General features: G+C 68.9%; 13 protein-coding genes and 1 pseudogene. 8 read left to right on the top strand and 6 right to left on the bottom strand.

What is annotated here, in order from left to right:
• Nucleotides 1-28: 28 nt before the first annotated feature.
• On the bottom strand, nucleotides 29-787 hold the full coding sequence (locus ABGB17_RS33840; protein WP_347637480.1) for an AfsR/SARP family transcriptional regulator: 759 nt from the start codon (nucleotides 785-787) through the stop codon (nucleotides 29-31).
• A 410-nt stretch (nucleotides 788-1197) separates the two neighbouring features.
• Here ABGB17_RS33840 and ABGB17_RS33835 point away from each other — a divergent pair, with 410 nt between their 5' ends.
• Complete coding sequence (locus tag ABGB17_RS33835) at nucleotides 1198-2505, top strand: FAD-binding protein (RefSeq protein WP_347637478.1); 1308 nt, start codon at nucleotides 1198-1200, stop codon at nucleotides 2503-2505.
• A 3-nt stretch (nucleotides 2506-2508) separates the two neighbouring features.
• Here ABGB17_RS33835 and ABGB17_RS33830 read toward each other — a convergent pair whose 3' ends face one another.
• Nucleotides 2509-2700 carry a helix-turn-helix domain-containing protein gene (locus ABGB17_RS33830; protein WP_347637476.1) on the bottom strand — a complete coding sequence of 64 codons (192 nt, stop codon included), beginning with the start codon at nucleotides 2698-2700 and terminating at the stop codon, nucleotides 2509-2511.
• Between the two features lie 31 nt (nucleotides 2701-2731).
• On the opposite strand from ABGB17_RS33830, the gene ABGB17_RS33825 reads away from it, so the two are divergent.
• From ABGB17_RS33825 to ABGB17_RS33815, 3 genes are all read left to right on the top strand, one after another.
• Nucleotides 2732-3220, top strand: a complete 489-nt coding sequence (locus tag ABGB17_RS33825; protein ID WP_347637474.1) for a hypothetical protein — start codon at nucleotides 2732-2734, stop codon at nucleotides 3218-3220.
• 24 nt (nucleotides 3221-3244) lie between these two features.
• Nucleotides 3245-3694: a type II toxin-antitoxin system PemK/MazF family toxin gene (locus ABGB17_RS33820; protein ID WP_347637472.1), complete on the top strand. Its 450-nt coding sequence runs from the start codon at nucleotides 3245-3247 to the stop codon at nucleotides 3692-3694.
• 338 nt (nucleotides 3695-4032) lie between these two features.
• Nucleotides 4033-5346 carry a phytase gene (locus ABGB17_RS33815; RefSeq protein WP_347637470.1) on the top strand — a complete coding sequence of 438 codons (1314 nt, stop codon included), beginning with the start codon at nucleotides 4033-4035 and terminating at the stop codon, nucleotides 5344-5346.
• Nucleotides 5347-5610: 264 nt separating this feature from the next.
• Here ABGB17_RS33815 and ABGB17_RS33810 read toward each other — a convergent pair whose 3' ends face one another.
• Complete coding sequence (locus ABGB17_RS33810) at nucleotides 5611-6318, bottom strand: sulfotransferase family protein (RefSeq protein WP_347637468.1); 708 nt, start codon at nucleotides 6316-6318, stop codon at nucleotides 5611-5613.
• A 423-nt stretch (nucleotides 6319-6741) separates the two neighbouring features.
• Here ABGB17_RS33810 and ABGB17_RS33805 point away from each other — a divergent pair, with 423 nt between their 5' ends.
• Nucleotides 6742-7563 (top strand): cellulose binding domain-containing protein, encoded by an 822-nt coding sequence (locus ABGB17_RS33805; RefSeq protein ID WP_347637466.1) that lies wholly within the window; start codon nucleotides 6742-6744, stop codon nucleotides 7561-7563.
• Between the two features lie 158 nt (nucleotides 7564-7721).
• On the opposite strand, the gene ABGB17_RS33800 is transcribed toward ABGB17_RS33805, so the two are convergent.
• Entirely contained in the window at nucleotides 7722-8225 is a 504-nt protein-coding gene (locus ABGB17_RS33800; RefSeq protein ID WP_347637464.1) for a hypothetical protein, read from the bottom strand.
• Nucleotides 8226-8501: 276 nt separating this feature from the next.
• Nucleotides 8502-9488 carry a class I SAM-dependent methyltransferase gene (locus tag ABGB17_RS33795; RefSeq protein WP_347637462.1) on the bottom strand — a complete coding sequence of 329 codons (987 nt, stop codon included), beginning with the start codon at nucleotides 9486-9488 and terminating at the stop codon, nucleotides 8502-8504.
• Nucleotides 9489-9805: 317 nt separating this feature from the next.
• Here ABGB17_RS33795 and ABGB17_RS33790 point away from each other — a divergent pair.
• The 3 genes and pseudogenes from ABGB17_RS33790 to ABGB17_RS33780 all read left to right on the top strand — a co-directional run.
• Nucleotides 9806-10003 (top strand): annotated as a pseudogene (locus ABGB17_RS33790) (hypothetical protein); the annotation flags it as partial.
• Nucleotides 10004-10328: 325 nt separating this feature from the next.
• Nucleotides 10329-10649 (top strand): prevent-host-death protein, encoded by a 321-nt coding sequence (locus tag ABGB17_RS33785; protein WP_347637460.1) that lies wholly within the window; start codon nucleotides 10329-10331, stop codon nucleotides 10647-10649.
• Nucleotides 10646-11056: a type II toxin-antitoxin system VapC family toxin gene (locus ABGB17_RS33780; RefSeq protein ID WP_347637458.1), complete on the top strand. Its 411-nt coding sequence runs from the start codon at nucleotides 10646-10648 to the stop codon at nucleotides 11054-11056. The genes ABGB17_RS33785 and ABGB17_RS33780 overlap by 4 nt, the downstream gene beginning before the upstream one ends.
• Nucleotides 11057-11530: 474 nt before the next feature.
• Here ABGB17_RS33780 and ABGB17_RS33775 read toward each other — a convergent pair whose 3' ends face one another.
• On the bottom strand, nucleotides 11531-13597 hold the full coding sequence (locus ABGB17_RS33775) for a tetratricopeptide repeat protein (protein WP_347637456.1): 2067 nt from the start codon (nucleotides 13595-13597) through the stop codon (nucleotides 11531-11533).
• Between the last annotated feature and the right edge of the window lie 172 nt (nucleotides 13598-13769).

The raw sequence follows: 13769 nt of genomic DNA, 5'->3' as shown, positions 1-13769 counted from the left end.
CGGTCTCACCGCCCGGCCCTTCTGCCGTTCAGCCCGCGATCGCGAGATCGGCGTTCGATTCGAGGATCGCGAACTGCAGCCTGCGCATCGTGACACGCGGGTCGAGCCCCAGTTCCTCCCGCAGCACCTGCCGCCCGGACTGGAAGACCTCCAGCGCCTCGGCCCGCCGGCCCGCGCGGTAGAGCGCGAGCATGAGCTGCTCGCGCAGGCTCTCGTTCAGGGGATACTCGTCGACCCACCCGGACAGGTCGCCGATCAGCTCCCGGTGCCGGCCCACCCGCAGCGAACAGTGCGCGATCGCTTCCAGGCACTCCAGCCGGAACTCCTCCGCCCAGCGGGCGAACGTACTGACGATGAGCCCGTTGTTGATGCCCGCCAGCACCGGCCCGCGGAACAGGGCGGCGGCCCCGGTGAAGGCCCGCAGCGCCCGTTCCGGCTCGGTGTCCAGGAACCTTCGCCCCTCGGCGTGCAGGGTCTGCAAGTGGTGCACGTCGACCGCGGTCTTGTCGACCTCCAGCAGGTAACCCTGGACATGCGTACGGATCACCGCGCCGTCCACCGCGGGTTGTACGTAGTTCTTCCGCAGATGGGAAATGTAGACGTGCAAGGCGGCCCTGGCCCGGCGTGGCGGCTCGTTGCCCCACAGCTCATCGATCAACTCTTCGGTGGAGATCGGCTGGTTCGCACGAATCACCAGGCCGGCCAGCAGGTTCTCCACTTTGGGGGCGGTGACAATGAGGGTCTGCTCGCCGACGATCCGCAACGGCCCGAGTAGTTCGTATCTCATAGGTCTCCCCCTGAAGTCCGATGATTACAGAACGTGACAAATAGCCTTTCTGACTGCCCATGACATTCTTGTCACGCCCCCACCGTTTGACATCAGCGGAAGTGCGTACCATACAAGGTGCTTATTATTGTTTTTCGACTTTTCCGGTCGGTGACATTTTTATCGGCAATGTAAAACCGGACAGACAGGATATCCACCCCGCAACCCCCACGGCGGGCGGCTCGCCCCGACCCGGGGCGCCCGCACCCGCCGCGGCACGCACGCGCCCGGCCTTCGCTCGCATCGGAAAGCTTAGGCACCGCTGATTCGCGGCCCACCCCCCGCCCCCGAAGGACCGCACTTTGCGAGATTCGCACCGCAAGCGCTCTCGCTGACAATGACGCTGACACGTTCGTCCGCAGGGGGGCACGATGGCACGTCCGGCCGGTCACGCGGTGGTCCTCGGCGCGAGCATGGGCGGCCTGCTCGCGGCACGGGCACTCGCCGGTACGTATTCCCGGGTGACGCTGATCGAAAGGGACGAGCTCCCCGCCGGGCCCGCCGACCGGCGCGGCGTCCCTCAGGGCCGCCACGTCCACGTGCTGCTCCCGCGCGGCTCCGAGGTCCTCGGCTCGTTCTTCCCCGGCCTCGCCGCCGAGCTCGGCCAGGCCGGCGTCCCGCACACCCAGTTGGCCCGGCAGATCAGGTTCGTCGTCTCCGGCCACCGCCTGACGCGCGGCCACCCCGGCCCCACCATGCTGCAGCCCACCCGCGCCACCCTCGAACACGCCGTACGCCGCCGGGTCGCCGCCCTGCCCGGCGTGGAGATCCTCCACGGCCGCGACGTCTCCGGCCTGGTCACCACCGCCGGCCGGGTCACCGGGGCACGCGTCGCCCGCCGCTCCGGCGGCCGGGAGGAGACCGTCGAGGCCGACCTGGTGATCGACGCCCTCGGCCGGTCGGGCCGTTCCATCGAATGGGTCGCCCACCTCGGCCGCCCTCGCCCGCCTGAGGAACGCATCAAGGTCGGCATCAAGTACGTGAGCTGTTTCTTCCGCACCCCTCCCGGCGCGCTCGCGCCCGAGCGGGGCGTCCTGGTCGGCCCCGTCGCCGGGCGCACCCGCGCGATGGCCTTCATGGCCTGCGAACCGGATCGCTGGCTGCTCACCGTCGCCGGCATGGCCGGTGACCACCCGCCCGCCGACCCCGGCGGCCTGATCGCCTTCGCCAGGACCATCGCCCCGCCCGACGTCCACGACGTCATCGCCGCGTCGGACCGCCTCTCCGACCCCGTCACCCACACCTTCCCCGCCAGCGTCCGCCGCCGCTACGAGAAACTCTCCACCCACCCCGAGGGCCTGCTGGTCTTCGGGGACGGCCTGTGCAGCTTCAACCCCATCTACGGCCAGGGCATGACCGTCGCGGCACTCCAGGCCGAAGCCCTCCAAGCCTGCCTCGCCGCCGGCCCGGGGGACCTGGCCCGCCGCTTCTACCGCGCGGCCGCGAAGGTCATCGACCCCGCCTGGCAACTCTCCGCCGCCGGCGACCTGGCCCTGCCCGAGATCGCCGGCCCCCGTCCCCTCGCCACCCGCCTGATCAACCGGTACGTGGCGCGGCTGCACCGCGTGGGCGCGGACGACATCGACGTGGCCGACGCCTTCTGGCGCGTCGCGGGCTACCTCGACCCGACCCCCGCCCTGCTGCGCCCTCGCGTCGCCCTGCGCGTCCTCACCCGGTGACCCTCACGCGCGGGGACGGCCGTCCGCGTCGTATCCCGCCCGGGCCTCCTCGACCCGGCCCATGTTGGCGCCCGCCCAGTCGGCCAGGGCGGCGAAAAGAGGCGCAAGGCTGCGCCCCAGGTCGCTGATCTCGTACTCCACCCGCGGCGGCACCTCGGGGTGACAGGTGCGCGTCACGAGACCGTCGCGCTCCAACTGCCGCAGCCGCTAGGTCGGCACCTTCGGCGTGATCGTGGCGACCCGCCGCTCCAGCTGGACGACCCACCGGCCCGGGGGCTTCAACACCAACACCTTCGCCTGGGCCGAGTCGATCCGCACGGAGCGCGCCGTCACCGCGCCGTTCGGCGACGTGGCCCTCCCGGGCATCGACCCGTCCGACGTCGCCGAGGTGGCCGCCGCCGTGCCGCGCGACGCGCGTCACGCCGGCCGGACGTACCAGCTGACCGGCCCCGCCCCCATCACCCCACGTCAACGGGCCCGGGCCATCGGCGAGGCGCTGGACACCGAGATCCGTTTCCAGGAACAGAGCCGCGAGGAGGCCCGGGCCCAGATGCTGGGTTTCGTGCCGGAGCCGATCACCGACGGGACCCTCGCCATCCTCGGCGACCCGCTCCCCGCCGAACAACGCGTCAGCCCCCACGTCCACACCGTCCTCGGCCGGTCCCCCCGCTCCTTCACCGAGTGGGCGGCACGCGACGTCGCCGCCTTCGCCTGACCCGCATGGCGTTAGGCTGCCGCAATGCGCGATCAGGATGACCCCCGACCCCCGCACGGAGCGGTACGGGAGGTGTACGACGTGAACGGGGCCGTAGCCCTCGCGTACGCACCGGACCTGGACGGCCTGGCCGACCCCGGCGAGATCGTATGGGCCTGGGTGCCGTACGAGGACGACCCCCGCAGAGGCAAGGACCGGCCTCTGCTGCTCGTCGGGCGTCACGGCCCCAGGCTGCTCGGCGTGATGTTGTCGAGCCGCGATCCCGACGACCACCACCGGGACGAGTGGCTGGAGATCGGCCCCGGCCCGTGGGACCGCCAGAACCGCCCGTCCTACGCACGAGTTGACCGGATCTTCGAACTGGACGAGGACGGCATCCGCCGCGAGGGCGCGATACTGCCCCCGTCCACATTCGCCCACGTCGCCGCCGCCCTCCAGCAGCGCTACGGCTGGCGGATCCGCAGGGAACGCTGACTCGGTAGCGGACGTCGCTCTGCCGCAGCGGCGGGTACACAGGCGACGTCTCCCCGTCCCCAGTGGTGCCCGCCAGCTACGCCTACTCCGACCGCGAGCGCGACGCCGTCATCCAGGCCGGCATCGCCCGCAGTTCCCCGTGCAGCGGCGCCGGACAGCGGCCCCGAGCTCGCCGGCGACCGCGGCGATCACGGTGCACTCCTCACCCGCGGCGCCTTGCCTGATCCTGCCGTCTTCGCCGTCCGGCGATTTGAGCGGAAGTTCCGTCGTGGTTCATCATCCGGTCGGCTTCTCTCAAGAGGATCAGGACGACGAGTTCCATCGATGAGGAGAAGGCGATGCGCCCCCTGTTCCCCCTGGCGTCCGCGGTCGCGACGATCGGCCTGCTGGGGGCCCTGGTCCCCCCGGCCACCGCGCAACGCCTGCCCACGGTCGAGCCCCGGGCCGAGACCCCCGCGCTCTTCGACGACGAGGCCGGCGGCAACGCCAACGGCGACGACCCCGCGATCTGGGTCCACCCCACTTCTCCCGCGGGAAGCCTGGTCGCCACCACCGCCAAGGAAGGCGGCCTGTACGTCTACGACCTGGACGGCAAGCAGGTCCAGCACCTCCCCGCCCCGGCGGCCCCCAGCGAGGACGACGAACCGGGCCGCCTGAACAACGTGGACGTCGTCTACGACCACACGTCCCGGACGGGCCGCTCGGACCTCTTCGTCGCCTCCGACCGCGGCACCGACAAACTGCGCATCTACCGCATCGACCCCGCAAGCCGGCGCCCGCTCACCGACATCACCGCCCCCACCGCCCCGTTCGTCTTCAACGCCACCCAGGCTGAGGTGAACAACGCCGAGACCGTGTACGGCCTGGCGACGTGGAAGCAGGGCCCGGCCACCTACGTCCTGGTCAGCCGCCGCCACACGACACGACTGGCCCTGCTGAAACTCACCGACGCCCCCTCCGGCAAGCTCAGCTACACCACCCTCCGCACCCTGGATCTCCCCTCGACCTTCCTCCTCCCGGACGGCCAGACCTGGACCCCCTGCGACGAGCCAGGCGTGGCCCCCCAGATCGAAGGCATGGTCGTCGACGCCCAGACCGGCACGCTCTACGCGGCCCAGGAGGACGTCGGCATCTGGCGCATCAACGGCGACCTCACCGGTTCACCCGTACTGATCGACCGCGTCCGCGAGTACGGCGTCCCCGCCACCTACGACCCCACCACCGAGGAGTGCACCCCCGGCACCGACCCCGGATACGGCGGCCACAACCTGACGGCCGACGCCGAGGGCGTCACCATCTACTACGGCAACCACGGCAAGGGCTACCTGATCGCCTCCAGCCAGGGCAGCGACACCTTCGCCGTCTACGACCGCAGAGGCAGAAACCCCTACATCGGCTCCTTCCAGGTCGGCGAAAGCCACGGCATCGACAGCGTGCAGACCAGCGACGGCACCATGGTGATCAACGTCCCTCTGGGCCGCCACTACCCCAAGGGCCTCTTCGTCACCCACGACGGCGCCAACACCCCCGAGACGACGACCCCCGATGGCGAGCCACGCGAGAACACCAACTTCAAGTACGTGAAGTGGGACGACATCGCCCACCGCCTCAACCTGGACATCGCCCCCACAGGCTGGACGCCACGCACCTAGATCGTCGAGCCTGGCACGCCGGCGGGATGGCCGACGTCGAGGACAAGCTCACCCGGATCACCTGCGAGGACCGCTTGGCGCCGCGGCCGACGCGGGAGGTGGCCCGTACGACGGAACGCCCCGTTCCCGACATGGAGACGGGGCGTTTTCCGCGCGGAGCCCAGGGAGAGGGAACCGCTCCAGTTCCGCCTGCGTCGACTCGCCGTCGAACCGCCCGAACGAGGCGGCCCGCCATCGGTCAGGAACTCATCGAGTCCGATGTGTTCAGCCCGCGGGATGAAACGGAAGTCCGATGTTCTCCCCCTGCATGAGCCTTTCGATTGACTCCTGCATCACCTTGCTGTCGTTCAGGTGCGGGAACGGCTCCCCCGCAGGGACGTCCACGCCCAGGAAACGGCAGAGCGGCTCCCACCCTTCCCGCACGTCGAACACCAGCAGCCGCTCGGGCGGCAGGCTCTCCTTCACCGTGGCCACGTGCCGCTCGAACGCCACGAGGCTGTCCTTCTCGTCGAGGAGCTCCCCGAAGGGCCGGTCGCTGCCCAAGCCCTCCCGTATCATGCGCTCGAGCAGCGGCCGGGTGGTCTGCATGTTCTCCACCAGACCGGCCATCTCCGGCGCCAGCTTCTCGGCCTGTAACCGCGCCGGCCCGTTGGCGATGAGCGTCTGCATGCTCGCGATCCAGGCATACGGATCGCGAACCGTGAGGACCACCTTGGCCTCCGGGTACCAGGCCGCCAGCTCGCGCCAGAAGAACGAGGCCGGCCAGTCCACCGCGGAACGGAACCCCTCGAACACCTGATCCCAGTCCGGCACCACATCAGGGTCCGCCAGAGGCGCCCACCGCCGTGCGCGGTCGGCGTCGGACCCCACGTCGAACATATGGTGACAGGGCCCGAACCCCAGCCGTTCCAGCGCCGCCTTCATCGAACTCGTACCGGTGCGCGGGAATCCCGCGCCGATAACGCTCAGCATGTCGCTCCTCCATGGGGTGTCTGCTTGCCCCGATCATGGTGTCGCGATCATGGACCTGGCAATCCCTTCTATGACCGTCACCCCGGAAATATGACAACACCTGCGGTACCGAAAAGGGATGACGCCGTCAGTTCCGTGCCCGTTCAGATGTCAGCGGTCCGTCCCGCACCTCACAAAGCGGACGCGCCCTTCCTGAACCGCTCTCGCCGAGAACAAGTAGGCCAGGTCATCGATGAAGGGCTGAACGGGCAGAATCCATGCCTGCCGGACACGCTCGGCACAGCTGAGCCGCGTCCCGGGTGAAAGGTTCATCGGGGAGCTGCGCGTCCGGCGGCGGGGCATGGTGGTCGCTTTACGGGGCCGCGGAGGTGTTCCACGCTCGTAGCGAGAAGTCATCGCCGCAGTGGACCGTCAGGGGGACGGATGAGACTCCACGCACCACGTTCATGGACGGCTCTGGCCGCGTCGCTCGCGCTCGTACTGGCCGTCGTCACCGGGGCGCACGGGACCGCCTCGGCGGCATCCGCGGCGGGCTTCGGCGCCGCGTCCGACGCATGGGCCGCCGCCGACACCACGCCACCGTCGAAGCCCACCGGCTTCTGGGACCGCTGCGTCTACGACTACAAGGGCGTGTTGTTCTGTTGGGCGCCGTCCACCGACGATGTCGGGGTGGTCGCTTATGACGTCTACCGCGAGACGGCCACCGGGTACGTCAAGGTCGGGACGTCCACAGGCACGGGTTTCCATGATCCGGACGTGGCCTTGTGGACCTTCTACACCTACATCGTGGTCGCCAGGGACGCGGCGGGCAATCTCAGCGAGCCCTCCGACCCGTTCGTGGCCTACGCCCGCGACGACATGCCCAGCCCCACAGCCACACCGACCCCGAGCCCGCCCCAACCGGCCCTCAAATGCCATGTGAAGTACGAATTCACGGCGAGGAGAACCGGACTGAGCGCCTCGCTCACGATCAGCAACACCGGTACGACCCCGATCAGCGGCTGGACACTGGTCCTCGGCGTATGGGAACCGCAAGCCCCCCGCCTCATCTCGTGGTATTCGGCGGCGTGGAGCCAGACCGGTACCAGCTTCACCGCCCGGCACCTGGCCTGGAACCGCGTAATCCCTCCCGGCGGATCGGTACGGACCGGCTTCACCGCCGCCTACTACGGCGTCACCCCAGTCCCCGGCTGGTTCAACCTCAACGACGTCAGCTGCTCGAACGAACAATGGCCCCGCTCATAGAGCACACCGGCCGCCTCGTTGACGCCGGCCTGCCGAGGCACCGCGACCTGCGCGACCGACCGCCCGGCGGCCGTCCCGCCGGTGGGCTGGACGCGAAAGGGCCGGGCGTCCCACCGGACGCCCGGCCCGCCACCGGCCCCTTCCACGAGGCCGGTCACTCAGAGCTCGCAGTTCTCCTCGGTCTCACCGGTGCAGGTGTCGGTGTCGCCCCCACCGTCGGTCGTGTCGTTGCCGCCACGGCCGTTCAGGAAGTCGTTACCGGTGCCCCCGACAAGAACGTCCCGGCCACTGCCCCCCCAAAGGGTGTCGTTGCCGGCCGAGCCGAAGATCTCGGTGAACCGGTTGACCGTGTCGTTGTTGACGATGTCGTCCCCCGGTCGCATGTTGACCATGATCGTGCTGGCGTTCTTGCAACTGACCCCACCGGAGATCGGCTGACAGTCGGTGTCGCTGGAGGTGACACCCACCCCGGTCACCTTGATGGCACCCCCCGTACCCTCAGCCAACGTGATCAGGTCGGACCCGGTCGTGCCGGTGACCGATAAGCCGCCGAGACTCACCGTCACGGTGATCGGCGAGGCCGCCTGGGCAGGAGCGGACAAGGACACCATGCCGGCGAACCCGGCGACGGTGAGCGCAAGCGCGGCGATGTGACGACGCATTCTCATTCAGTCCTTCAACTCGGTGATCCCGGCCCCCGTCGGACCGATGCCTCAAGGAAAGCGCCTAGCCCCCCTCCGGTCTGTGCAGAAATGCACGCCCGGTACCGGTCCAAATACCTACGAAACAGAGGCAGCACAACGCCGGCATGACGAGAGAACAGCCGGCCACCGACCTGCCGCGTGAAGGCGTCAGGGTTTGTTGCTGTCATCAGAGCAGAAACCCTCCGTAGCTCGGCCCACGCCTGGGGAACTGCGCTGGGAGGACGTCGACCGCCGTCAGCCCTGAGGGCTGCGGGCGGCCACGAGGACGGGGCCTCCCTTGACGGTGGGGAACCGTCGCGTCTCCCGCAGCCCCGAGGCCGTCAGGGTGGCGGCCATGCGCTCCGTGTCGTAGGAGTTGCCGCCGTGGAGGACGGCTGTCCATCGGCCGACGGCCCGGAGCAGCGAGTCGGGGGAGGCCGGGTTGGTTCCCACGACCATCCACCCGCCCGGCCTCAAGGCATCGATCGCCCGTGGCAGGGCCGCGCTCAGCGCCGCTTCCGTCAGGAAGGGCGCGGGCAGCCAGACCAGGTCGTAGGCGGCGTGCTCGGCCAGTTCGGCGACGTCCTGCCGGCGCAGGGACACGCGGCCGGCGGCGTCTCCGGCTCCGGCCAGCTCGATGCGAGCGAGATCGAGCACACGGTCCAGGATGTCGATTCCGACGACGTGGGCCCGGGGAAACGCCCGAGCCAGCGCGACGGCGAGCGCCGCCACTCCGGTTCCGACGTCGAGAATCCGGCCATCCGCGGTGCCGAGGCGGTCGGCCAGTCCCGTCAGCTGGGGGACGATCTTTGTGGCGAGCGCGTGGCCCGTCACGGCGGATGCCCGCCCCTGGTTCAGCAGGACCTCGTCGTCCAGGCCGGCCCAGCCACCGTTCGCGGCGTCGTGCGCCACGGGGGCAGCCGCGGCGGAAACGGCCTGCCGCAGGGAACTCAGCTTCGCCTCCACGGCGCCCACAGCCGTCTGCCCCGTGGCGTCACGAAGCGACGGGTGCAGGGTGAGTCCGCCGTGCTCCCTCGTCACCAGACCGACGGCTTCGAGTACGGCAGTGCGTTCCGGCGCGGTGGCCAGAACGTCGGCGACCGGTGCCGTCAACGCCTCGCGCATCGTCCCTATCATGGCGGCGAGCGCCCAGGAGGCAGCTTCCAGCGCGGCCACCGGATCGTCGCCGAGGACCAGCCCAGATCCCGGCCGGACATCGGGCGACGTCGGTTCCGAGGGCATGGGGCCTCCCAGCGAGAAAGGACACAGTACTTGCGAGCAGCTCAAACAATACGACAAAAGGTCATACACTTCCCAAATCGGTCTTAACAGACAGTGAACCGAGCACCACCACCTGGATGCCCAGCGACATGCACCACCCCGGCCGGACGGCTGCCCCGCTGTTCCGCGGAGAGTTCAGGTGACCCGTCCCGGTCTGGGGCGACCGGTGCTTTCTCCCGCCGGCATTGCGGCTAGCGTCGCGGCCATGCGGCTTAATGTCCGGATGCGCGATGTGGACCCACGCGCCATGACAGGCCCACTACCCGCCTCACCCTCTTCCTCCCGGTGAGCGCCTACGGCCCCACGCCACCCGGCGCAACGCGGTGAAGGACAACACGACGTTCCACCCGACACCGGCGAGAAGCACGATGGAATCGTGGACGCGACAGACCGCCCCGGCTTCCGCAACAGCTGCGAAGTTCCATCTCGTCCACCAACGGACACCACAGCAGTGGACGCACGCCCCGTTTCCATGATCGGAACCGCAGCGTTTTTCCTGGTGGAGCCTAGGGGATTCGAACCCCTGACTTCCTGCTCGCAAAGACGCACACCGATCGCGCTCGACCTGCGTTTCCAGGTCGGGTGACTGGTCGCACTTCCCGTGACTCCCCGCCGCTTCCTCTCGATCACCATCCGATCGGGCACGCCACGGGCACGACCTAGATTCCTCCGTGAGGTCGTCACAGTTCGACAGCCTCGCGCACAAGCAGTCCTTACCGCCTTCTGGTCCACCAGGATCCTTATGACACGTCTAGGTGCTACTTGGTAGCACCAGATGGCACGTGGAGGTAGAGTCGATGAGTGAGCATCCCTGAGCCCGAGCACTCCCACCAGATCTCCCAGCGCGATCTACGCAACCGATCAGCAGAGATCATGGATGGACTGGAACGCGGAGAGCGGTACGCCGTCACACGTAACGGCCACCACATCGGCGACCTGGTCCCCATCCGCCGGCGGCGCCGGGCCGTCTCCCGGGCCGAGTTCGCCGCCGTGTCCCGCGGCATGCCTCGCCTTGACGACCGAAAGTACCGCGAGGACATGGACCATCACGTCAATGACGACCTCTACGACCCTTATGACCGCGCCTACAGCAGAGGCGAGTTCACTGAGGACGGGGAATGACCCCCACCCAAGGTTTGCTCGACACCAACATCCTCATCCTGCGCGCCGGAATCGACCCCGACGAGCTACCGGACGAGATGATGATCAGCGCCATCACCACCGCAGAGCTGTCGGTCGGCGTGCTTGTGGCCAACGGGGCACAAGAACTCGCCCAGCGGATGAAGATCCTGCAGACCACCGAAGCCGAGTTCGACCCCCTCCCCTTCGACGACACCGCCGCGCGTGAGTACGGCCAACTGTGGACCGCCGTCATCGCTACCGGCCGCAAACCCCGCCCCCGAACAGCGGACCTGATGATCGCCTGCGTGGCGATAGCGAACCGGCTCCCCCTGTACACCTGCAACCCAAATGATTTCAAAGGCCTGGACCATCTGCTCACGGTGATCCCAGTCACACGGCCACGCTAGCAACACAAGTAAAGATGCCCAGCCCGACGCACTCCTGGCCGATCTAAGGGCACAGGGGAGACGGAACGGAAGAGCGATGACGACAGGTGTGCCAGCGCGTTGTCCTGCCGAAACTCGATGGAGCATTGAGGGTCTGGAACGGACCTATCAGCATACGACGCGGGACGCGGACCAACGGATCGCGGACGCGTTGAGCGCGCGGGTGAAGCAGAAGCGGAAGGGTGGGGCCGGTACCAGCGGCCGTGAAGGCTAATGGCACGGACGCCCCGTTTCCAAAGCGGAAACGGGGCGTTTTGGCTGGTGGAGCCTAGGGGATTCGAACCCCTGACTTCCTGCTTGCAAACGGGAGCCAGTCACGACGTAGTGAGCTACTCGCCCTGCTCGAATGTGTGTTGGCGGATGTCAGTGTGAGGTGTCGTGCGGCCCTGTTGCTGTACCTTCCTGCTGTACCTCTTCCGTTGGCATGACACCTACTCACATCGTTGACGAGCCATATCCTCCATGACAGCGCTTGTATTTCTTGCTTGATCCGCAATCGCAGGGGCTGTTCCTTGCCGCGGACAGATGCTGTCGGAGCGCCTTAACTTGAAGATGGTCTGGGCCGAACACGGTCTCGGTGATGGCCAGCGCCCGCTCCAACAGTGGCACCGCCTCACCCAGCCGCCCCAGAGCGCGGAAGCTGGCGGCCAAGTTGCCCAGCAAGGTCGCCACGTCCGGGTGCTCGGGGCCGAACGCGGCCTCGGAGATGGCCAGCGCCCGCTCCTCCAGTAGCACCGCCTCACCCAGCCGCCCCAGAGCGCGGAAGCTGCCGGCCAAGTTGCCCAGCAAGGTCGCCACGTCCGGGTGCTCGGGGCCGAACGCGGCCTCGGAGATGGCCAGCGCCCGCTCCTCCAGTAGCACCGCCTCACCCAGCCGCCCCAGAGCGCGGAAGCTGACAGCCAGATTGCCCAGCCTGATCGCCACGGTCGGGTGCTCGGGGCCGAACGCGGCCTCGGAGATGGCCAGCGCCCGCTCCTCCAGTGGCACCGCCTCACCCGGCCGCCCCAGAGCGCGGAAGCTGCCGGCCAGGTTGCCCAGCAAGGTCGCCACGTCCGGGTGCTCGGGGCCGAACGCGGCCTCGGTGATGGCCAGCGCCCGCTCCTCCAGTGGCACCGCCTCACCCGGCCGCCCCAGAGCGCGGAAGCTGGCGGCCAGGTTGCCCAGCAAGGTCGCCACGTCCGGGTGCTCGGGGCCGAACGCGGCCTCGGTGATAGCCAGCGCCCGCTCCAACAGTGGCACCGCCTCACCCGGCCGCCCCAGAGCGCGGAAGCTGGCGGCCAGGTTGCCCAGCCTGATCGCCACGTCCGGGTGCTCGGGGCCGAACGCGGCCTCGGTGATAGCCAGCGCCCGCTCCAACAGTGGCACCGCCTCACCCGGCCGCCCAAGATCGCGGAAGCTGCCGGCCAGGTTGCCCAGCCTGATCGCCACGTCCGGGTGCTCGGGGCCGAACGCGGCCTCGGAGATGGCCAGCGCCCGCTCCAACAGTGGCACCGCCTCACCCGGCCGCCCAAGATCGCGGAAGCTGCCGGCCAGGTTGCCCAGCCTGATCGCCACGTCCGGGTGCTCGGGGCCGAACGCGGCCTCGGTGATGGCCAGCGCCCGCTCCTCCAGTAGCACCGCCTCACCCGGCCGCCCAAGATCGCGGAAGCTGACAGCCAGATTGCCCAGCCTGATCGCCACGGTCGGGTGCTCGGGGCCGAACGCGGCCTCGGTGATGGCCAGCGCCCGCTCCTCCAGTGGCACCGCCTCACCCGGCCGCCCAAGAGCGCGGAAGCTGGCGGCCAGGTTGCCCAGCCTGATCGCCACGGTCGGGTGCTCGGGGCCGAACGCGGCCTCGGTGATGGCCAGCGCCCGCTCCTCCAGTGGCACCGCCTCACCCGGCCGCCCAAGAGCGCGGAAGCTGCCGGCCAGGTTGCCCAGACTGATCGCCACGTCCGGCTGCTCGGGGCCGAACGCGGCCTCGGAGATGGCCAGCGCCCGATTGGCGAGGTCGTGTGCGTGTTGGTGTCGACCCTGTGCAGAGGTAAAAATCATCGCCTGGTTGAGCAGGGCGCCTAGTTCTTGCGGCTCGGTGCCTTCACGGTGGCTTCGAGTGATCGCATCTATGTGCGGCAGCAGGAGCTGCCACGTCGGCCAGCCGCTTACATTTGACTGCGGATCCTCCGGGATGATGCGCAGGAGTCCGGTAAGGACGGTGTGCCGGGCGGCGTGCTGGCGGGGATCGTCGTAGTCCAGGCCATTGCGGATTACCGATTGGAACAGTCGGTGCATGCTGATGGTCTGTGCATTGCCATGCCCGGCCCGAGTGATCATGCTGTAGGACGCCAGCAGTTCCAGCGCGTCGGTGACATCGTGGGAGTCATCGCCGTCGTTCAATATCGCTTTGGGGATGGTGTCGGGCGCGCAGCAGGCCAGCACCCGCAACACGTGTTCAGTCTGAAGGTGTTCGGCGGTGTCATGGGCACGGATGGCGTCCAGGTGGGCATCCCACAGCCGGGCCATCGTGCGCTCGGCCTCCCCGCCCCAGCGCGGTCGGTCATGCATCCGGGGGTCACGTCCAGCGGAGTGGTGTATGAGTTGATCTCTGCGTGATCCTGTTTCTGCAGGTTAAGCGGTGAGTGTGTGCGGGTGTGGGTTCTTGTGGGGTGTGTCGCCTGGGATGAGGCGGAGCCGG

The sequence above is a fragment of the Sphaerisporangium sp. B11E5 genome (assembly GCF_039871875.1).
In the GTDB taxonomy this organism is placed as follows: Bacteria; Actinomycetota; Actinomycetes; order Streptosporangiales; family Streptosporangiaceae; genus Sphaerisporangium.
This window is presented reverse-complemented; position numbering and strand designations above follow the sequence as displayed.